The sequence below is a fragment of the Corynebacterium sp. genome (assembly GCF_022712275.1).
In the GTDB taxonomy this organism is placed as follows: Bacteria; Actinomycetota; Actinomycetes; order Mycobacteriales; family Mycobacteriaceae; genus Corynebacterium.
The window spans coordinates 1-19,332 of record NZ_JALAGU010000052.1 but is presented as its reverse complement, the minus strand read 5'-3'; the positions used below and the strand labels follow the sequence as shown (position 1 = coordinate 19,332).

Here is a 19,332-nt window from a genome sequence, read left to right as displayed (position 1 = left end):
CCGAGGGTACGTGAGGACGGCGGGGGTCACAGGCTGCCGACGAGAGAGCCTGCCGGCGAGCCCGGGACGTCAGAGGTGACGACACCCGGTGCATCCTGTCCCGGCTCGACCTTGACGACCGCGCCGGTGGAGTCGACGGTGACCTTCGAGCTCAGCGCGGCGGGAAGGTTGATCCGCGCCCAGCCGTCGGAGGAGGCGTCCAGCGGATAGCCGGAGTCGATCTCTGTGGCGGCGAGCACCTCGCGTCGCTGTTCATCGGTGAGATCGGGGAAGGCGGTGACCAGCAGCTTCTCGGCGTTCTCGGGGACGCGGGGCGCCCGGCCACCGTCGCTGGTCCGCTCGAAACCGTAGGTCATCCGTGCTTCGTAGGCGGTCAGGGCGGACGCACGGTCGGTCACCGGCGAGGTGGAGACCGGATCGGTGAAGGCGTTGACGTAGCCGCCGGCGTCGTTGGCGTCCGTGTCCTCGATGCAGTCGGTCAGGGGCGCGCCGTGGCCGTCGGCGTCGCAGCGCTGCTCCAGGTAGGCGACGAGTTCCTCGCGGGCGGGTGTGAGAGTGGAGTCGATGTAGTCACCGTCGGCGAGCTGGGTGGCCGTGTTGACGTGACCCTCGATGCGTCCACCGATGATGTCCAGCGGGTAGTGGACGCCGAGGACGATACGGTTGTTGCCCGCCTCGGAACCACGGGTGATGATCTCGGGGGCGAGTTCGGGCAGCAGCTCGGCGAGCTGCAGGCTGATGCCGTAGGCGTAGGTCGTGTGGCCGGAGGGGAAGGCCTGGTTGAGACCGCTCACGCCGTCCTCACCGACACCGGCGAAGCCGTCGTAGCCGGCAGAGTGCGGCTCCCCGTTGTCCGGACGGGTGCCCTGGTCCGGGATACGCTCGATGTCGAGCTGCGGATCGAGACCCTTGAGGTCGTTCTCCCCGTTGCGGGACCGGTCCCCGAACCCGCCCCGGTCCTTGTCCGCGGTCTGCAGGAACGGGCGAGGGAAGTTGACGTCCGTCTTGGCGGTGCCGGTGGTGGCGTTGTCCTCTCCGGACTCGATGACTGAGGTGGTGAGCGGGAGGTCGCCCTGTTCCACGCCGTCGAGAAGGTACCCGGAGAGCACGGGGCCGAGGGAGTCTCCGAGGGTCTCGGTCCAGACCTCGTCGGCGTCCTCCAGGGCACGCAGTGCCTGGTCGGGGTCGACGGCGCCGGCGTGGTTGATCGCCTGCACCCCCTCGTCGTTGCGGGCGAGAACAGCGGCGCCGGCCTCGGTGACATCGCCGGTGAAGGCGGTGGCGAGCATGGTGGCCTCATCGGTGTCGTCGTAGGCACCGGGAGTCCACCAGTCGTAGAACTCGCTGACGAGACCGGTGCGGTCCGGGCCGGGCGGGGTGTCATCAGCGACAGCGGGAGCGGCGGCGAGCACGATGGCACTCACGGTGACGGAGGCGAGCAGGGAGAGAGTGAGGGGGCGGGTGCGCATGCACCGCATGGTGCACCCCAGGGGTGAACACCCGGTGACCGCCGCAGCGGCGAAGAACCGAACTGACCGTGAACAGTGGGTGGCGCAAAGCGACGACGCAGTCCCCCACGTCCGCACGGGATACCATCACGCTGTGCCCGAACCGTCAGATCCGCAAGCCCAGCCGAAGCCCGCGACCGTCCTCGCCGCACTCAAGAGCCCGAAACTGCTCACCGTGGAGATCCTCGGCGGGCTGGTCACCGCGTTCGCCCTGATCCCCGAGTCCCTCAGCTTCGCCATCGTCGCCGGCCTCGACCCGAAGATGGGCCTCTACGCCGCCTTCACCATGGCATGCGTCACCGCTCTCCTGGGTGGACGCCCCGGCATGGTCTCCGGCGCCGCCGGCTCGATCGCCCTGGTCATCTTCCCTGTGGCCCGCGACCACGGGGTGGAGTACCTCGTCGCCACCGTCATCCTCGGCGGCGTCCTCCAGGTCATCATGGGCGGACTGGGCGTGGCGAAACTGATGCGTTTCATCCCACGGTCGGTGATGACCGGCTTCGTGGACGCCCTGGCGATCCTCATCTTCACCGCCCAGCTCGACAACCTCATCGACGTCCCCCGGGCCGTCTACCCGCTGGTCGTCGCCGGACTGCTGGTCATGGTGGTCTTCCCGAAGGTCACCACCCGCATCCCCGCACCACTGGCGTCCATCCTGCTGATCACCCTCGCCGTCGTCACCCTGTCGATCGACGTCCCGACCGTCGGCGACCAGGGTGAACTGCCCGACTCCTTCCCCGGTCCCGGGATCCCCGACATCCCCTGGAACCTCGACACCCTCGGCATCATCGCCCCCTACGCCGTGGCACTGGCACTCGTCGGCCTGATGGAGTCCCTGCTCACCGCGAAGCTCGTCGACGACCTCACCGACACCCACTCCGACAAGACGCGTGAGACCTTCGGCCAGGGCATCGCCAACATCGTCACCGGCTTCTTCGGCGGCATGGGCGGCTGCGCGATGATCGGCCAGACGATGATCAATGTCAAACAGGCCGGAGCGCGCACCCGGATCAGTTCCTTCCTCGCCGGGGCGTTCCTCATCATCCTGTCGGTGACCCTCTCGGACATCGTCGGGAAGATCCCGATGGCCGCCCTGGTCGCGGTGATGATCGTGGTCGCCTTCACCACCTTCGACTGGAACTCGGTGCGCACGCTGCGGGTCATGCCACTGTCGGAGACCTGTGTCCTGCTGGTCACCGTCATCGCCACGGTCGTCACCGACAACCTGGCGGTGGGTGTCATCCTCGGCGTCCTCACCGCGATGGTCGGCTTCGCCCGGCGCGTCGCCCATCTCACCCACGTCCAGCGCACCGGTGAGGGCACCTACCGGGTGGAAGGACAGCTGTTCTTCGCGTCCTCGAATGACCTGGTGTACCAGTTCGACTACGCCGGCGACCCGGATGAGGTCACCGTCGACTTCTCGGCGACCACCGTGTGGGACTCCTCCACCGTCGCCGCACTGCAGGGAGTGCGCGAACAGTACGCCCGACGCGGCAAACAGGTCACGTTCATCGGGCTGGACGCCACGAGCCAGGGCTACATCGACCGGCTGGAGGGACGCCTGGGGTAGCCACAGGGGTGGTGCAGACGCGCAGGGTCAGGTGCCACGGACACCATGTCCGTCCTGTCCGGAGTCACCGTCGGCTGGACCTCGTGCCTCATCACCGGCCTCCTGACCGGTGTGGACAACTGCCCCTCCGGACCGCGTTGTCCACAGAGGGTGGCACGAACCGGAGGAGAATTGTCCACAGGTTCGGTGGCGAACATTGACGCTTTTCCGGGGACGCCGATACTGTCCTGACCCACCGGAGCCGCCGACGGGGCGGACCGGACGGACAACCGGACACCGGGAGGGGTCATGACGCACGGGGCAGGGCAGGCAGGATCAGGGGTCTTCGGCATCGAGCCGCAGGCTGTGGAGCAGGCGGCAGGAGAACTGGCGGCACTCGGGGAACGGCTGAACGAAACTGCACGGCGCCTGCCGCACACGGGGAACCCACCGGTGGCCGCGCTCCCCGGGGGAAGAGTGGTGCAGGCGTTGTCCCTCGCCACTCACGCGATCGCCCGGGACGTGTCGACACAGGGTACGACGACCGGGTCGGCCGCCGAGAGGGTACGTGCTTTCGTCGCCGCCGTCCGTACCGCGGAAACCGAGGCCGCCGCGGATCTGGAAGGGTCGGGTTCATGAACATCAGGGAGATCGCCGATGCCCCCGTCGCTGCGGCTTCGCTCGCCACGGGCAGTTGGTCGGATACTCGCACCGAGCTGGAAGAAGTGGCATCCGGTATCGACCTGGTATCGGCTTTTCCGGAGTGGGAGGGCACCGCCGCGGACAACAGGTCGGAACAACTGACGTCGGTCTCCGGACAGATCCGTACCGCTGGCGAAGCGGCAGCTCAGGTAGCTGAGCTGCTGGACAGTCACTGTCATCTGCTCACCGGCATCCGGGACGAGGTGGCCACCACCATCATCGCCGCTGAGTCCGCAGGCATGACCGTCCACGACAGCGGGCTGGTGACCTCCGGGGCCCCGGGATTCCACGGACTCGGGACAGCGGTTCTCGGGCAGATGGCCGCGGCAGGTGCCGACCCCGCGGCAGCCGCATTCACTCTGGTCCTCCGGGACGCGATGGAATCGGTGACCGAGGCCGACCGTGCAGCGGCCGACGCCATCACCTCGGCCGCCGGGGTCGATGCGACCTGCCGGGTGCAGGAGAATTCCCTCTCCCCTGGCGCACGTGGAGCGGCGGCGGGATCCCCTGACTGCATCCCACCCGGGGTACGCATCGACGGACTGTATGATCCGTCGGTCACTCCGGAGCTCCGGGAGGAGATGCTCAGGGCCGCTGACGCGGCAGTGGCGATGCTGCAGGAGCAGGGGCATGACCCGGCGGACATCGGTGTCGAGGTCATCACGGACGGTGGGAACCCGGCCACGATCATCGGCAACATCGATACCGCGGACAAGGTCACCACACTTGTATCCGGTACCGGCTCCGGAAGTCTGTCGGCCCTCCGGGGCGCCTCGGAGTTCGCCGGCCGGTTCACCGGTCCCGGACAGGCGACCGTCGTATGGCGCGAGTGGTCCCCTCCGGGGAATCTGGTGGGTGCGATGTTCAACGGTCGTGCTGAAGCTGCCGGGCCGACACTGCGCAAGCATCAGGCGATGCTGCGCGAACGGAACCCGGACGCCCGACTCAGCATCGTGGGGCACAGTTACGGCACCCGGGTCATCGACGAAGCAGCCCGGGACGACACCGCCACTCTGGACGCTGACGAGATCCACCTCCTGGGCAGTCCCGGCATGAAGGCCGACTCCACCTCCGACCTCAACCTCCGGGCCCTGGACGGGGATGCCGAGGTCCACGTGTACAAGGACTCCCGGGACTTCATCGGCGGGGTCGCTGACATTCCGTGGATCCACGGCAACGATCCCGGAGACTGGAGTTGGGGAGCAGACGACATCAACGGCAGGGCCCCCGAAGACCGAGGTCTGTGGGACCGCGCAATGGATCTGCTCGGCCCGGTCGGTGATTCCGTCGATGCCCGCAAGGACGCACTCGGCAGCCTCTGGGGTCTGCTTGACCGGGATCTCGGCGACGAGCACAGCAGCTACAAGACCGACGGGAAAGTGCTGGAAGCGCTGAGGAAGAAGCCGGACGACTAGCCTCGGCGCCATGACCGCATCCACCGGCATTCCCGATCGCATCCCGGCCGTCATCATCGGCGCCGGCCAGGCCGGGCTCGCCGCCGCCCATGAACTCGTCCACCGTGGCCTCGTCCCGGGCACGGACTTCCTGGCCCTCGACGCCGACGACGGCCCCGGCGGGGCATGGCGCCACCGGTGGGACTCGCTGACGCTCGGCAGAGCCCACGGAATCGCCGACCTGCCGGGGCTGCCGATGGACCGCCCGGACCCGTCCGTCCCGGCGTCCCGGCTGGTCGCCGACTACTACCGTCGCTACGAGGAGACTTTCGGGCTGCAGGTCGTCCGCCCGGTGAAGGTCGTCGCCGTCCACAGCACCGGCGAGGAACAGGACACCGACCTTGAACTCACCGTCCTGCATGGTGACACCTGCACCACCCTGCGCACCGGACTGCTGCTCAACGCCACCGGGACCTGGACCCATCCGTACATCCCGTACACACCGGGCATCGCCGACTTCACCGGACGCCAGCTCCACACCGTCGACTACGTGAGCAAGGAGGATTTCGCGGGCGATCGCGTCCTCGTCATCGGTGGCGGACTCTCCGCCGTCCAGTTTCTCCTGGAGCTCAACCAGCCGGGATCTGCGGCACAGACTCTCTGGGCGACACGGCGTCCGCCGAACTTCTCCCCGGATCAGTTCGACCAGCGCTGGGGCTACAAGGCCGAGGAACGCGTCCGTGAGGCGACGACGCAGGGGCGGCGTCCGGACTCGGTGGTGCGCAACACCGGCATCCCGCCGTGGCCGGAGTACCTCGACGCCGTGGCGTCCGGCGTGCTGGTCTCCCGCGGAATGATCGGACACATCACGCCCCACGGCGTGGTGTGGGGCGAACCCTCCGCCCGGGCGTTGCAGGACGCCGCCCCCGGCCCCGACGGCACCAGCCCGCTGGAACAGCCCGCCAGCTGGTCCCCCTTCGAACCCGGCCACACCGAGGACGTCGACGTGCTCTTCTGGAACACCGGCTTCCGGCCTGCCCTGACCCACCTGGCCCCGCTGCACCTGCGCGGGCCGGACGGTGGCATCCGGATGGCCGACGAGGTGACCGTGGCGGAGGATCCGCGCGTCCTGCTCGTCGGCTACGGTTCCACCGCCTCGACGGTCGGGGCGAACCGTGCGGGACGCCTGGCCGGGAGGGCTGCGGCGCGGGTGCTGGTGGGGAAGCCACCACGTCATCCCCCGGTATGACCCCGCCTGGCCTGCAGGTTCAGACCACGGGTTGATCCGTGACCCACTACCCGGACCGTAGCGTGAGCTCCCATGAGAACAACCCACATCCTCGCCCTGTCCGCCTCTGTCGTCCTTATCGGCGGACTTGCCGTCGCCGGTGTCTCCGCCGAGTTCAGCGCCCAGCACGAGGCGGAGAGCACTGTCCGGTCCATCGTCGCCCGAGTAGCCCCGGACGCCACCGCCTCCGCCATCGACATCCACGGCCGCCCGCTGTTCCTCGCCGACAAGGGAACCGTCTCCACCGCTTACGTCGATGTCACCAGCGGGCAGGAGAAGGCCCAGTGGATCGTCCAGGACTACCGGGACAACACCGTCGGCCTGCTCGACATCTACGTCCCCGTCACCCTCCCCGGTGGCCCGACCGCCCAGCCGGATCCGCTGCCCGCCGCCGACGGCAGCTTCACCGACCACGGCAGCGTCGACGGCGCGGAGATCACCTACGCCGCCACCCTGGAGGACGGCGTCCTCACCGTCACTGCCGACGGTACCCCGGTCGCCACCGTCCCCCTGCCCGGCGTGACCACGGCAGAGACCGTCCGCCCCTTTGTCGGCGAGGACGGGCTGTCGGTCAACATCCAGGCACGTAACCTGGCAGTCTGACTCCGCCCCACCGTGCGCCCGGTCCCCGACCGGCCACCTCCTGACGAAAGGAACACCCGTGACCGCAACCTGGATCCTCGGCGGCGTCACCGCACTGCTCGCCGTCTGGACCGTCTGGTCGATCATCCGGGAACCCCGGCACTCCCGCAACGGGCTGCTCATCGTCGCCACCGTCTTCCTCGTCTGGGTCACCGCTGTCGTCAGTGAACTGCAGAGTGACCCCGACGGAGAGACCGCCACACTGCTCGTCGCCGGCGTCCTGGTCCTCGGTGTGCTCGCGGTCCTGGCGACCGGCATCTACCTGCTCATCAACGGTGCGGTGGTGGTCCGGCGGGAGGGCTTCGGGACGGCGACCCTCGTCCCCGCGGTCTTCGGCCTCGCCCTGCTGGGCACCATCGTCGGACTGTTCTTCGGCCTGTACCTGCTCGGCCGCGGACCGGCCGAGAACCGGGCGGCCGCCGAAATCCTCCTGTTCGTCGTCACACCGCTGGGTGCGCTGACCGTCGGTATGATCCTCGTGCAGCTCGTCGCGTTCACCGTCTACGCCGTGCTCTACGGGCGGATCACCCGCCCCCGTCACGCGGACGCCGTGGTCGTCCTCGGCGCCGGGCTCAACGGCACTGAGCCGACGCCGCTGCTCGCCGCCCGGGTGGACCGCGGTATCGCGATGCTGCGGGAACTGCAGGACGCCGGGGAGGAGGTGACGCTCGTACTCTCCGGTGGGCAGGGCGCGGACGAGGAGATCGCCGAGGCCGAGGCGATGGCCCGCTACGCGGAGAAGGCGGGTGTGCCGCGGGAACAGATGGTGCTGGAGGATCGCTCGACCACCACGGAGGAGAATCTGAGGAACACGCGCGACCTGCTCGGGAAGGATGCCCGCCTCGTCGTGGTGACCAGCAACTACCATGCCCTGCGTGCCGCGGAGCTGACCGAGCATCTGGGACTGGACGCCCGGGTGGTGGGTGCGAGGACGGCGTCCTACTTCGTGCCGGCAGGCTTCCTCCGCGAGTTCGTCGCCGTGATCGCCATGCGCCGGCGGTGGAATCTCCGGGTGTGGGTGGTCCTCGCGGCGCTCTGGCTGGTGTTCATCGGCGTGCTGTTCATCCTCTCGAACATGCAGCAGGAGGTCGTGGACGCGGCGACCTCGGCCCGGCACACCGGGCTTGACCTTCACCCTGCCTGAAGGCCCACGCTGACACCATGACCTACGACAACGACAGGCAACTCCTGCCCATCGGCGAATTCGCCCGGGCCACCGGGCTCACCACCAGCGCACTGCGGTTCTACGCCGACACCGGTGTCCTCGACCCCGCCGACACCGACCCCTTCTCCGGCTACCGGCTCTACGCTCCGTCCCAGATTTCTGCAGGGATCCGCATCCGGCGGCTGCGTGCCGCAAGCATGTCGTTGTCGGGTGTCCGCGACGTCCTCAGTTCATCTCCGGAGGACGCCGCGGAGGTCATCCGACGGCACATCACGGATCTCCGCGCATCCACCGGAGACGCGATCGCCGCCGCGGAACAAATCACCGACGAACTCACCGGCGATCGTCAACCCGCTGCTCCGCCCGCGGCATCATCCCCCCCCTTCACACTGGCCGGCCCGGTTCTCGCAGCCGGGCTGGACTCTGTGCTGCCCACCACCGTGAATGAACCGGAACTTCCGGTTCTCGGCACTGTGCTCGTGGAGGTCACGGACGGTGAGATGCGGCTGGTCGCCACTGACCGGTACCGGCTGGCCGTCCGGACGTTCACGCTCCCCGGCGTCACCGGTGGAGACTGGTCCGGGGCGGTATCGGCTGGTGCCCTGACCGCCGCGCTGCCGGTGTGGCGCCGTGCCGACCAGGTGACGCTCCACTGCGCCCCGGAGCATCTGCACGCGGTGGTCGCGGGTGATACCACCGCGCTTCCTCTTCTCCCCGGGGATTTCCCCGACTACCGGCTCATGCTCGATGCCCTCACCGAGCCGGTCTCCCGCATCTCCGTCGACTCCACCGCTTTCCAACGGGCAGTGGAGGACGCCGGACCCCGCGTCGCCGTCTCCGCGAGTGAGGGTGAGGTGCAGGTTGGGCACGCCGTACCGGATGCAGGCGTCACCGACTCCCCGACCCGTGCGATCTTCTCCCTGACCACGCTGTATCCGGCACTGACCGGTGCGCTCGGGCCCGATATCCTACTGGAACTCCGCGGCCCGGACCTGCCGCTGACAGTCCGGTCGGCGCAGTGCGGCGATCTCACGTCCGTGCTCATGCCGGTCCAGATGGAGGAGAACTGATGCGCGCCCCAGATACAGCGTTCATGGAAGCTCTCACCGGCGAGGTGGAATCGGCGAGTACACAGCTGTTCGCACTGTGGCCGACCGTCCGTGGCTTCGCCACATCCCTGCACCTCAATCTCGCGGACGCTTTCCACCGACCGGGTGCCGTGGACGTTGCACAGGGGTACCTCCGGGATGCGGTCAATTCCGCAGGCACGCTCCCTGACAATGACTTCGGTGTGAAGACTTCGGTGTGAAAATCACTCCTGGACACACTCACGTACAGGATCAGCGTCACCCTCGACCACCGCGAGGGCATCGCCGACGAGGAGACGCACGTCTGGTACACCCGCCTGCTGGAGGGATCCGAGGGCATACTGTGAGGACGCGTCGTCTACGGGATGATGGAGAACTACTGGGCGTGGGTAACTCGCGGGGGAGGTCGACGCCTCCCCGGCGGAGGTCGGCTGGGCGCGCACCCTGGAGACGGTGCCGAAGCTCGTCGTCTCCTCGACCCCGACCGGGTCCCTCTGGACCGGCAGTCACCTGCTCACCTCACCGGTGACCTCGCCGCCGGTCTCGACCGGCTCTCCTCACGCACGCCAACCAACGGCGCAGTGGCGCTCAGGTATGCGTCCCGACGTTGATGACCGTCCCCGCGGAGTCCCGGTAGAAGAACCGGGTCACACCCCAGGGTTCCTCACTCAGCAGGTGCACCACCTCAAGACCCTGCTCCACCACGCGGCCCAGCACCGTCTGCACCTCGTCCACCGTGGTGAGGAAGCAGGAGACGGCGGGGTTCACGGACGCTGTGGCGTCCTGCGTCATGATGCTGAGCTGGTGGCCGTCCCGGTCACCGAGAGTGACGATCCAACCGTGGTCCATGAGGACCTCCACCCCGAGGACGGCCGCATGCTCCCGCACGCTGGTTTCGAGCGCCGCCCGGTCCGGGACGGTGATGTTCGGGATGGTGCGGTCGATACCCATGGCCCCGACCGTACCGGCGTGGAGTGTCCGCATCACGCGACCTGAGGCTGTTCGGACGCCCTCCCGAGCGACCTCCGGCGGCGTGATGCGGACATCCCGCCACGAATGCCCCCGGACCCCTTGCATCTGCCCTCCGCACAACATATAGTTGACACATCAACTACTTGACTGTGAAAAGGAGTACCCGTGAAGGCCTTCGGCTTCCTCAGCTTCGGACACTACGACCTCAGCACGTCCGGCCGCATGCCCGGTGCGAAGGAGAACCTGAAGAACGCACTGGAGATCGCCGTCGGTGCCGACGAACTCGGCGTCAACGGCGCGTATTTCCGCGTCCACCACTTCGCACCCCAGCACTCTGCACCGATGCCGCTGCTCTCCGCCATCGCGGCGCGGACCAGCAATATCGAGGTCGGCACCGGCGTCATCGACATCCGCTACGAGAACCCGCTGCAGCTCGCCGAGGAGGCCGCACAACTCGACCTGCTGTCCGACGGCAGGGTCGCCCTCGGCGTCTCCCGGGGATCGCCCGAGCCTGTCGACCGCGGCTACGAGGCCTTCGGCTACCACCCCGCCGCTGACGACCCCAAGGGTGCGGCGATGGCCCGTGAGAAGTTCGAGCGCTTCATGGCCGCCGTCGACGGTGAAGGCATGGCGACCTCCCTGCCGCTCGAGGAGCAGTACCCGCGGATGTACCACCCGAACGTCCCGGTGCCGGTGATGCCGCACTCGATGTCCCTACGCAAGCACGTCTGGTGGGGCGCCGGCTCCCGCGACACCGCCGTCCGCGCCGCCCACGACGGTGTGAACCTCATGAGCTCCACCCTGCTCACGGAGGCCAACGGCGACCGCTTCGAGGACCTCCAGGCCGAGCAGATCCGCGCCTACCGCGCCGCCTGGAAGGAGGCCGGCCACCAGTGGACGCCGCGCGTCTCCGTCTCCCGCTCCATCATCCCGGTGACCTCCGAGGAGGACATGCGGATGTTCGGTATCGGCGGTGACGAGGGCGGCATCGGCTACATCGACGACGGCCAGGCCACCTTCGGACGCACCTACACCGACGAGCCGGACAAGCTCGTCGAACAGCTGAAGAAGGACGCCGCCCTGACGGAGGCAGACACCCTCATGATCACCATCCCCAGCCAGCTGGGCGTGGACGCTAACCTGCGCATCCTGCAGAACTTCGCCGAGCATGTCGCCCCGGAACTCGGCTGGGAACCGAACACCGCCGGCACAGTCACCGGTTACCCGTTGGTGTAGCGCCGTATCTCCTTCTCCAACAGGTCAGTGGTGGCCTCCGGCGCCGCGAGCATCGGCCAGTGGCCTGCCTCAGGCAGCTCCACGGATGTCGACGACTGATCACTGACCGGCACCGACAGTCGAGCGTGGTCAGTGACGGTACGTCCCGGATGGGGTGTGAAACGCGCGGTCAGAAAGCCCCGGTCCCCAGGATTCAGTCCGGGCTCATGGTCGAGCATCTCCCGGGTCGGCGCCGCCCACAGTCCACCGGCGGCGTCGATGTCCGCACGCTCCTGAGCCCTCTCGGCATCCGACCCACCCCACCCGTCCAGCAGGCTGCGCCCGTCCTCCGGCAGAAAAGCACCGACATGGACCAACCCCGCCACCGCGCCACCGAGCCGGTCGGCGGCACACGCGGTGACCGTCCCTGAATAGGAGTGGGAGACGAAGACCACCGGTCCCGGCAGCTCCCGGACATGGTCGACAAGCTGCTGCACATGGTCCTCGAGTGTGACGGCGGCGATCGCCGCGTCATCAAGACCAGGTTCCAGCCCCCTCAGGGTGAGCGTCCCGGCGTCTATCCCGCGGGCCCGCAACCGTTCCACGGTCGGCTCCCAGATCCAGGCGCCCATCCAGGCGCCGGGGACGAGGACGGGGTGCACATCCGGGTTCGGCATGATCACTCCAGGTCGTAGTCGACGATCACCGGCGAGTGATCCGAGAGTCTCACACCGCGGAAGTCCCGGTCCACCCCCGCTGCGACTGCGCTCCGCGCCAGACCGGGTGTGGCGAGGTGGTAGTCGATGCGCCACCCTGCATCCTTCACGAAAGACTGCCCAGCCCACGACCACCACGAATAGGGCCCGTCCTCGTCCGGATGCAGGGACCGGACGACATCGACGAGCGTGCGCGGCGAGAGCTGCCGGTCGAACCACTCGCGTTCCTCGGGAAGGAAGCCGTCGTGGTTCTGGTTGCGCCGCCAATGGGTGAGGTCGTGGCGGGTGTGGGCGATGTTCATGTCACCCATGAGCAGGAACTCCCGACCGTCGGCGGCGGCCGCCCGGCGCGTGGCCGTGAGATAGCGCCCGAAGCCGGCGAGGAACCCCATCTTCCGCTCGTACCGTGCGCCGCCGTCGGGTGCCTCACGCATCCGTTCCGGACGCTGCATCTCGATGGGCAGCCCGCCTTTGGGCAGGTAGAGGCAGGCGATGGTCACGGGAGCATCCGCGAGGTCGACCTCGATATAGCGTCCCTGCGGGATGAACGGACGTAGCTTCCGGGGCAGCGGGACGCGGTCTGATCCGTCGCTCCAGGTGCGTACCTCGACCGGAGGCGTCCTCGTGAGCACAGCGACCCCGTTGCGTCCCGGGATATTCCCGGTCTCCAGGGCGACGTGGTAGTTCCCGAAGGCGTCCTCGGGAATCTTGTCGGCCTGTGCCCGGACCTCCTGGACCGCGATGACGTCGCAGTCGCGCATCTCCAGCCAGTCACCGAACCCTCGACGTTGTGCGGCGCGGATCCCGTTGACATTGACGGTGGCGATGCGGAGCATGCCGGTGAGGTTACCGGGTGGCCTTCACGACGCCTTCATCCGCTGCCACCACCGCTTCTTCGGCATGATCTGCAGCTCGTCGGTGGCGTTGGGCGGGAACCCTTTTCCCAGTTCCTCGCGGACCCACCGGGGCAGGATGTCGTTGGTGTGCTTGTCCGCGTTGTACGCGGCCTGTGCCTTCAGGTGGAGGATGCGCGCTTCCTGCGCTTCACACAGTCCAGTGCCAGTGCCCTCACCAGCGGCACCTCGGTATGCGTGACCAGTGCACTGTCCCCAGGTTCCGGGAGATTGAGCCACCCGATCGTCTTCGCTTCAAACTCCTGCCACAACGACCACTCTGTCGCCTGCGCGTGCCGCCGGTACCATTCATCCGCGGTCACACTTCCCCTCCGTTCTTTCCCAGCCCCCTCGGCGAGATGTCAGAACGGTACGTCACCTGCGAGCACGCAAGCGGTCGGCCACAGACAAAACCCCAGGATCCTGTGGACAACGTTCAGGGACTACTGCCCCGAAGCGTCCACCGCCGTCACGGCGAAAGCCAGGGACCGGATCCAATCCGACATGACCTCAACTCCGGTCTCATTGGCCATGAACGCCAACGAGGCCGGCACATTGTGGTCCATGGTCTCGTCGGGGTCGGTGTCACCTGCAGCATCAACGGGGAATCCGGAGTACTCCAGACGTGACACGAGGCCGTCAGTGAGTTCTTGACGGCTGCGATCCACCGTGAGGCTCGATCCAGAGAACGCATCGGCCATCACTGCAGAAGGAACGTGAGTTGTGCATGTTCCAGCTGGCGCACCGGGCGCAACGAAATCTGCGAGCACAGATCCGCCGAACTGCCGGGTTCGCGGGATTCCTGCTCGGATATTTCGAGCCAGGCAGCCACCACCCCTTGCCAGAGCACTCTCCTGCCACTAACATACAACCATATGGTTTCGCATACTTCCGACGGTACCACCGCCGCGCTCACCGACGATGACGCCGACCGGATCTTCCGGGCACTCGCGGACCGGACCCGTCGGGACATCATGCGTCGCACGCTCACCGAGGAGGCCTCACTGACGACCCTCGCCCACGACTACGACATGTCCTTCGCTGCCGTCCAGAAACACGTCCGCGTCCTGGAGACCGCCGACCTCGTCGAACGTATCCCTCGCGGACGCGAACGCATCATCCGGGGCAACCCGGTCACGATCCGACGGGCACAGGAACTCCTCGCCCGGTTCGAACACCTCTGGCGCGCACGCATCGACCGCCTCGACGCCTTCCTCGCCGAAGACGCCGAGGACACCACCACCTGAAAGGCAGACATCATGCCTGTCACCTCTGTCACCACCGACGAACAAGCCCTCACCCTCACCATCGTCGCCGACTTCCCCGTCCCCGCCCGACGTCTCTGGGACGCCTACACCGACCCCCGTCAGATCGAGCGCTTCTGGGGTCCGCCTGAGTACCCGGCCACCTTCACCAGGCACGACGCCTACCCCGGTGGACGCAGCCACTACTTCATGACCGGCCCGGACGGTGACCACAGCCCGGGGTTCTGGGAGTGGGTCTCCGTCGAGGCCCCGCACCGATTCACCGTCCGCGACGGCTTCGCCGAGGACGACAACGGCACCGCGAGCGCCATCATGCCGACCATGACCATGGACTTCGAGTTCACGGACACCGGCACGGAGGACGCCCCGGGTTCCCGCGTCACCACCGTCACCTCGTTCAACTCCCTCGAAGAGCTCGAGAAACTCACCGCCATGGGCATGATCGAGGGCACCCGCGCCGCCATGGGCCAGATCGAGGCGGTCCTCGCCGATCCGGCGTCCTTCGCGGCGGGCAACGGCACCGGACTGCAGCGCATCGGTGAGACGCAGGCCCGCGTCTCCCGGGTCATCTGCGGCAGCGTCGACCAGGTCTGGCGGGCGCACACCGAGGCCGAACTCCTGCAGCGCTGGCAGCTCGGCCCCGACGGCTGGAGCATGCCGGTCTGCCAGGCCGGCACCTCCGTCGGCGACATCTACCGCTCCGAGTGGCGCAACGACGCCACCGGCGAACAGTTCGGCTTCACCGGCGAGGTCGTGGACATCGCCGCTCCGCTCCGGCTGGTCACCACCGAGACCATGATCTCTCCGGACGACCCCACCGGCGCGAAAAGTCCCCGGACCCTCAACGAGATGACGCTCACCCCTGTCGGGGACGGGACGCTCCTCAGCTACCTCATCACCTATCCGGACGCCGACATCCGTGAGCAGGTCCTCGCCACCGGCATGGTCGACGGCATGGAGTCCAGCTACGCGCGGCTGGAGCAGGAGGTCCTGGCATGACAAAAGCCCCGCACCGCTGTATCAGCGTCTGCGAGGCTCCCTCTTTCCACCTTCATAATTGCAGCCCGTCCGCACGCAGTCAAATCGACAGGCGGTGAGGTAGAACCGAGGTCATGAACCTCACCTCGACCTCGACCCGCCGCCACGGCCACACCGTGACAGAACACGTGCTCACCGCACCACTCGTCCACGGCGACACGGCCGACGACCGCACCATCGACGTCTTCGCCCGCGAGTACGTCCCCCTCGGCGGCGAGGACCTGCCCGCCCTCCTCTTCCTCCAGGGCGGGCCCGGTCACGGCGCACTGCGTCCCACCTCCCCCACCCGCGAGATCGGCGGCTGGCTCGGCGAGGCCCTGAAGAACTACCGGGTCATCCTGCTCGACCAGCGAGGCACCGGCCGGTCCACCCCGGTGGATGCCGCCGTCCCCCTCCCTGCCGAGTACCTCACCCACCTGCGCGCCGACAGCATAGTGGCGGACACCGAGCTGCTCCGCGAGGCCCTCGAGGAGAAGCCGTGGTCGTTGCTCGGCCAGTCCTTCGGCGGCTTCTGCATCACCACCTACCTCTCGCAGCACCCCGAGGGTGTGGCCGAGGCCTTCTTCACCGGTGGTCTGCCCGGTCTGGTCCCGATCGACGACGTCTACCGCGCCACCTACGCGAAGACCGCGGTGCGCAATGACCGCTTCCACACGCAGTTCCCCGGGTCCGCTCAACTCATCCGGGACATCTGCCGGCACCTCGACACCCACGAGGAGTTCCTCGCCGACGGCTCCCGGCTCTCCTCCCGCCGCTTCCGCATGGTCGGCATGAACCTCGGCCGGACCGGCGGCTTCGACACCCTGAACTACCTCCTCGAGGACCCGTTCCACACGGTCGGTGGCGAGAAGCGGCTGCGCACCCCCTTCCTCCTCCACGTCGCCGACGAGGTCCGCTTCGCCGACGCCCCGCTCTACGCCATCGTCCACGAGTCGATCTACGGCACGGACACCGCGACCAACTGGGCGGCGTCCCGCATCGGTGAACAGACCCCCGGCTTCACCGAGACCATCGAGGACGCCGACCCCGTGTACCTCACCGGCGAGCACATCCGCCCCTGGCTCTTCGACGAGGATCCGGCCCTGCGCCCCTGGAAGGACGCCGCGTCCGAGCTCGCCGCGAAGGACGACTGGACCCCGCTCTACGACGCGGACGCCCTGGCCTCCACCGCGGACAACGGCATCCGTACCGCCGCCGCGGTCTACCTCGACGACATCTTCGTCCCCTTCGAGCTGTCGATGGAGACGGCGTCCCACATCGGCGGGCTGCGTCCGCACGTCACGAACCGGTGGGAGCACAACGGTCTCGGCGTCGACGGCGCCACCCTCTTCCGGACGCTGCGCGATCTCGCCCTGGACCACTGATATTCTGTCACCCTGTGAATGAAACCCGGGACAGTAAAGACACCGTCCGCCTCCCCGTCCTGATTTCCCTGATCCTCGGCGCCTGCATCGGCTCCGGGATCTTCGCGCTACCCCAGAACGTGGCGAACGTGGCGTCCCCGGGTGCGGCGATGATCGGCTGGGCGATCACAGGTGTGGGCATGCTCTGCATCGCCTTCGTCTTCCAGTCCCTCGCACAACGCAAACCGCATCTCGACTCCGGCGTGTACAGCTATGTCCGCGCCGGTCTCGGCGACTTCGTCGGCTTCACGTCCGGTTGGGGTTACTGGCTGGCGTCCATCATCGCCCAGGTCGGCTACGCGACCCTGTTCTTCAGCTCACTGTCCTACTTCGTGCCCGTCTTCGACGGACGCAATCTGCTGCTCAACGCGGTCTGCGTCTCCGTGATGAACTGGGTGATCTTCGCGGTCCTGGCCCGAGGCATCCGCCAGGCGGCGGTGATGAACCTCATCACCACGGTCGCCAAGCTGCTGCCGATCGCGGCCTTCCTCATCCTCGTGACCTTCCTCGGCTTCCACACCGAGATATTCACCGCTGACTTCTGGGGAGACGCCCTGACCTTCGGCGACGACGGCGACGAGGGCTCAAGCCTCTCAACCCAGGTCAAGGGGATGATGCTCTTCACGGTGTGGGCGTTCATCGGTGTCGAGGGTGCCTCGGCCTACTCCCGCCGGGCGAAGACCCGTCGCGATGTGTCCCTGGCGACTCTGCTCGGGTTCCTCGCCGTCTTCGTCCTGCTGCTGCTGGTGAGTTTCCTGTCCTACGGTGTGGCGTCCCGCGAGGAACTCGCCGGCATGGGCGACAACTCCCTGGCCGAGGTGCTGAAGATCGTCGTCGGCCCGTGGGGTGGCGGTCTGATCTCGGCAGGCCTGTGCATCTCCGTGCTCGGTGCGTACGTCTCCTGGCAGATGCTCTGCGCCGAACCGATCACGATGATGGCGCAGGACAACCTGCTGCCGAAGAAGCTGGGTCACGTCAACCCGTCCGGTGCCCCGGTCGCCGCCCAGCTGCTGTCCGCGATCGTCATCCAGCTGTTCATCGTGGTCTTCTTCGCCGCGGAGTCCGCGTACACGACGATGGTGCAGCTCGCGACCTCCCTGTACCTCATCCCCTACCTCTTCGGCGCGCTCTACCTGGTCTTCCTCTCCACCCGTGGACGCGGCCTGCAGCACCCCGAAGCGGGACGCTCCATCAATCTCGACGGCCCCACGGTGGACACCCGGACGAATCGGATGCACCTGGTCATCTCCGTGGCGGCGTTCATCTACTCTGTCTGGCTCTTCTACGCCGCCGACCCGAAGTACGTACTGCTGGGCATGGTGCTGGTCATCCCGGGCATGATCACCTACGTCATCACCCAACGCAAGGCCGGACGCCGCGTCTTCAACTGCTTCGAGTGGTTCGTCGCCACCGTGGTGACTGTCGCCGCGGTCGTCGCCCTGGTCCTCCTGGCGCAGGGGACGATCGACCTGTCCTAGGGTGGCTGACATGCGCACCCGCCCCTTCACCCAGGTCGATGTCTTCTCTCCGGTCCCATACCTGGGGAATCCCCTGGCCGTTGTCCTCGACGCCTCCGACCTCACCGACGCTGACCTGCAGCGTATCGCCCGCTGGACGAATCTCTCGGAGACGACCTTCGTCCTGCCTCCGACAGTTGAGGACGCCGACTACCGCGTCCGAATCTTCACCCCGGACGGTGAGCTGCCCTTCGCCGGGCATCCCACCCTCGGCACCGCGCACGCCTGGTCGGAGAACGGAGGGACGCCGCGGCGTCCTGACCCCATCGTCCAGGAGTGCGCCGCCGGCCTGGTGCGGATACACCGCTCATCGGCCGGCGAGCTCGCGTTCGAGGCGCCGGAGACCACGCGCTCGGGGCCGGTCTCCGAGGGGGATCTCGGGCGGATCTGCGCGGCGTTGGGGGTGGAACGTTCTGAGATCGTGGATCACCAGTGGGTGGCGAACGGGCCGCAGTGGGTTGCGGTGATGCTGTCGTCGGCGGACAGGGTCCTGGAGTTGCGTCCGAACCTCTCTGCGCTGGGCGAGTTGGAGGTCGGCGTAGTGGGACCGTATCCGGCAGGGTCGGAGTGCTCGTGGGAACTGCGTGCCTTCATCTCGGACATCGGCGAGGATCCGGTCACCGGTTCGCTCAATGCCTCGGTCGGCCAATGGCTGCTGCGTACGGACCGGATGGCGGGGCCGTACACGGCATCCCAGGGAACGGCACTGGGGCGTGCCGGTCGCGTACGGGTGACGCCCACCGGGGACTGTGGGAATGTTCTCGTCGGCGGCGCGGTGACGACGCTGGTCCGGGGAAGTATCGACGCCTGATCTGCGGGCGGGCGACAATACTATTGTTCGAACACTTGTATTGTTTTCGGTCAAGATGTATCATCGGTGACAGACGCCCGACACCTCACCACACCGCTCTCCACCACCCCGCCCACACTCTGCTCATGATCCCCAGGGGGACACCATGACCACCGTCACCACTACT

General features: G+C 67.6%; 20 protein-coding genes. 14 read left to right on the top strand and 6 right to left on the bottom strand.

All coding sequences use genetic code 11. The features are described 5' to 3' along the window. Positions 1-26: 26 nt before the first annotated feature. The gene (locus Q0A27_RS12695; RefSeq protein WP_291476017.1) at positions 27-1,469 is read right to left on the bottom strand and encodes a phosphatase PAP2 family protein; all 1,443 of its coding nucleotides are present in this window, start codon (positions 1,467-1,469) and stop codon (positions 27-29) included. A 133-nt stretch (positions 1,470-1,602) separates the two neighbouring features. On the opposite strand from Q0A27_RS12695, the gene Q0A27_RS12690 reads away from it, so the two are divergent. The 8 genes from Q0A27_RS12690 (at position 1,603) to Q0A27_RS12655 (ending at position 9,557) form a co-directional block, all read left to right on the top strand. After that, positions 1,603-3,078 carry a SulP family inorganic anion transporter gene (locus Q0A27_RS12690; RefSeq protein WP_291476015.1) on the top strand — a complete coding sequence of 492 codons (1,476 nt, stop codon included), beginning with the start codon at positions 1,603-1,605 and terminating at the stop codon, positions 3,076-3,078. Positions 3,079-3,366: 288 nt separating this feature from the next. Next, entirely contained in the window at positions 3,367-3,696 is a 330-nt protein-coding gene (locus tag Q0A27_RS12685) for a hypothetical protein (RefSeq protein ID WP_291476014.1), read from the top strand. Next, complete coding sequence (locus Q0A27_RS12680; RefSeq protein WP_291476012.1) at positions 3,693-5,174, top strand: alpha/beta hydrolase; 1,482 nt, start codon at positions 3,693-3,695, stop codon at positions 5,172-5,174. The genes Q0A27_RS12685 and Q0A27_RS12680 overlap by 4 nt, the downstream gene beginning before the upstream one ends. Positions 5,175-5,184: 10 nt before the next feature. Beyond that, positions 5,185-6,402 carry an NAD(P)-binding domain-containing protein gene (locus Q0A27_RS12675; protein ID WP_291476010.1) on the top strand — a complete coding sequence of 406 codons (1,218 nt, stop codon included), beginning with the start codon at positions 5,185-5,187 and terminating at the stop codon, positions 6,400-6,402. A 72-nt stretch (positions 6,403-6,474) separates the two neighbouring features. Next, complete coding sequence (locus Q0A27_RS12670; RefSeq protein ID WP_291476009.1) at positions 6,475-7,044, top strand: hypothetical protein; 570 nt, start codon at positions 6,475-6,477, stop codon at positions 7,042-7,044. Between the two features lie 58 nt (positions 7,045-7,102). Next, a complete protein-coding gene (locus Q0A27_RS12665; RefSeq protein ID WP_291476008.1) occupies positions 7,103-8,227 on the top strand; it encodes a YdcF family protein in 1,125 nt (374 codons plus the stop codon). 17 nt (positions 8,228-8,244) lie between these two features. Then, on the top strand, positions 8,245-9,318 hold the full coding sequence (locus Q0A27_RS12660; RefSeq protein ID WP_291476006.1) for a MerR family transcriptional regulator: 1,074 nt from the start codon (positions 8,245-8,247) through the stop codon (positions 9,316-9,318). Beyond that, positions 9,318-9,557, top strand: coding sequence for a hypothetical protein (locus tag Q0A27_RS12655; RefSeq protein ID WP_291476004.1), 240 nt, complete (start codon positions 9,318-9,320; stop codon positions 9,555-9,557). Before Q0A27_RS12660 ends, Q0A27_RS12655 begins: the two co-directional genes overlap by 1 nt. A gap of 367 nt (positions 9,558-9,924) precedes the next feature. On the opposite strand, the gene Q0A27_RS12650 is transcribed toward Q0A27_RS12655, so the two are convergent. Continuing rightward, complete coding sequence (locus Q0A27_RS12650; RefSeq protein ID WP_291476002.1) at positions 9,925-10,287, bottom strand: glyoxalase; 363 nt, start codon at positions 10,285-10,287, stop codon at positions 9,925-9,927. 186 nt (positions 10,288-10,473) lie between these two features. Between Q0A27_RS12650 and Q0A27_RS12645 the strand changes: the two genes are divergently transcribed. After that, positions 10,474-11,544 (top strand): LLM class flavin-dependent oxidoreductase, encoded by a 1,071-nt coding sequence (locus tag Q0A27_RS12645; RefSeq protein WP_291476001.1) that lies wholly within the window; start codon positions 10,474-10,476, stop codon positions 11,542-11,544. Here the strand turns inward: Q0A27_RS12645 and Q0A27_RS12640 are convergent. The 4 genes from Q0A27_RS12640 to Q0A27_RS12625 form a co-directional block, all read right to left on the bottom strand. Further along, the gene (locus tag Q0A27_RS12640; protein WP_291475998.1) at positions 11,529-12,200 is read right to left on the bottom strand and encodes an alpha/beta fold hydrolase; all 672 of its coding nucleotides are present in this window, start codon (positions 12,198-12,200) and stop codon (positions 11,529-11,531) included. The two genes, Q0A27_RS12645 and Q0A27_RS12640, sit on opposite strands and share 16 nt — an antisense overlap. A gap of 2 nt (positions 12,201-12,202) precedes the next feature. Then, a complete protein-coding gene (locus Q0A27_RS12635) occupies positions 12,203-13,075 on the bottom strand; it encodes an exodeoxyribonuclease III (RefSeq protein WP_291475997.1) in 873 nt (290 codons plus the stop codon). Between the two features lie 24 nt (positions 13,076-13,099). Continuing rightward, positions 13,100-13,372 carry a hypothetical protein gene (locus tag Q0A27_RS12630; RefSeq protein WP_291475995.1) on the bottom strand — a complete coding sequence of 91 codons (273 nt, stop codon included), beginning with the start codon at positions 13,370-13,372 and terminating at the stop codon, positions 13,100-13,102. A 203-nt stretch (positions 13,373-13,575) separates the two neighbouring features. Continuing rightward, complete coding sequence (locus Q0A27_RS12625) at positions 13,576-13,764, bottom strand: hypothetical protein (protein ID WP_291475994.1); 189 nt, start codon at positions 13,762-13,764, stop codon at positions 13,576-13,578. A gap of 243 nt (positions 13,765-14,007) precedes the next feature. On the opposite strand from Q0A27_RS12625, the gene Q0A27_RS12620 reads away from it, so the two are divergent. From Q0A27_RS12620 to Q0A27_RS12600, 5 genes are all read left to right on the top strand, one after another. Next, positions 14,008-14,379: a helix-turn-helix domain-containing protein gene (locus Q0A27_RS12620; RefSeq protein ID WP_291475993.1), complete on the top strand. Its 372-nt coding sequence runs from the start codon at positions 14,008-14,010 to the stop codon at positions 14,377-14,379. A gap of 12 nt (positions 14,380-14,391) precedes the next feature. Then, positions 14,392-15,396 (top strand): SRPBCC family protein, encoded by a 1,005-nt coding sequence (locus Q0A27_RS12615; protein WP_291475992.1) that lies wholly within the window; start codon positions 14,392-14,394, stop codon positions 15,394-15,396. A gap of 113 nt (positions 15,397-15,509) precedes the next feature. After that, positions 15,510-16,799, top strand: a complete 1,290-nt coding sequence (locus Q0A27_RS12610) for an alpha/beta fold hydrolase (RefSeq protein ID WP_291475991.1) — start codon at positions 15,510-15,512, stop codon at positions 16,797-16,799. 14 nt (positions 16,800-16,813) lie between these two features. Further along, positions 16,814-18,316 (top strand): basic amino acid/polyamine antiporter, encoded by a 1,503-nt coding sequence (locus tag Q0A27_RS12605; RefSeq protein WP_291475990.1) that lies wholly within the window; start codon positions 16,814-16,816, stop codon positions 18,314-18,316. 10 nt (positions 18,317-18,326) lie between these two features. Continuing rightward, positions 18,327-19,166, top strand: a complete 840-nt coding sequence (locus Q0A27_RS12600; RefSeq protein ID WP_291475989.1) for a PhzF family phenazine biosynthesis protein — start codon at positions 18,327-18,329, stop codon at positions 19,164-19,166. The last annotated feature ends 166 nt before the right edge of the window (positions 19,167-19,332 follow it).

What these genes read in the sequence shown, in the direction of transcription:
- Q0A27_RS12695 (WP_291476017.1), bottom strand. Translation starts at nt 1,469, where the DNA reads ATGCGCACCCGCCCCCTCACTCTCTCCCTGCTCGCCTCCGTCACCGTG.
- Q0A27_RS12685 (WP_291476014.1), top strand. Translation starts at nt 3,367, where the DNA reads ATGACGCACGGGGCAGGGCAGGCAGGATCAGGGGTCTTCGGCATCGAG.
- Q0A27_RS12680 (WP_291476012.1), top strand. Translation starts at nt 3,693, where the DNA reads ATGAACATCAGGGAGATCGCCGATGCCCCCGTCGCTGCGGCTTCGCTC.
- Q0A27_RS12675 (WP_291476010.1), top strand. Translation starts at nt 5,185, where the DNA reads ATGACCGCATCCACCGGCATTCCCGATCGCATCCCGGCCGTCATCATC.
- Q0A27_RS12670 (WP_291476009.1), top strand. Translation starts at nt 6,475, where the DNA reads ATGAGAACAACCCACATCCTCGCCCTGTCCGCCTCTGTCGTCCTTATC.
- Q0A27_RS12660 (WP_291476006.1), top strand. Translation starts at nt 8,245, where the DNA reads ATGACCTACGACAACGACAGGCAACTCCTGCCCATCGGCGAATTCGCC.
- Q0A27_RS12655 (WP_291476004.1), top strand. Translation starts at nt 9,318, where the DNA reads ATGCGCGCCCCAGATACAGCGTTCATGGAAGCTCTCACCGGCGAGGTG.
- Q0A27_RS12650 (WP_291476002.1), bottom strand. Translation starts at nt 10,287, where the DNA reads ATGGGTATCGACCGCACCATCCCGAACATCACCGTCCCGGACCGGGCG.
- Q0A27_RS12640 (WP_291475998.1), bottom strand. Translation starts at nt 12,200, where the DNA reads ATGCCGAACCCGGATGTGCACCCCGTCCTCGTCCCCGGCGCCTGGATG.
- Q0A27_RS12635 (WP_291475997.1), bottom strand. Translation starts at nt 13,075, where the DNA reads ATGCTCCGCATCGCCACCGTCAATGTCAACGGGATCCGCGCCGCACAA.
- Q0A27_RS12620 (WP_291475993.1), top strand. Translation starts at nt 14,008, where the DNA reads ATGGTTTCGCATACTTCCGACGGTACCACCGCCGCGCTCACCGACGAT.
- Q0A27_RS12615 (WP_291475992.1), top strand. Translation starts at nt 14,392, where the DNA reads ATGCCTGTCACCTCTGTCACCACCGACGAACAAGCCCTCACCCTCACC.
- Q0A27_RS12610 (WP_291475991.1), top strand. Translation starts at nt 15,510, where the DNA reads ATGAACCTCACCTCGACCTCGACCCGCCGCCACGGCCACACCGTGACA.
- Q0A27_RS12600 (WP_291475989.1), top strand. Translation starts at nt 18,327, where the DNA reads ATGCGCACCCGCCCCTTCACCCAGGTCGATGTCTTCTCTCCGGTCCCA.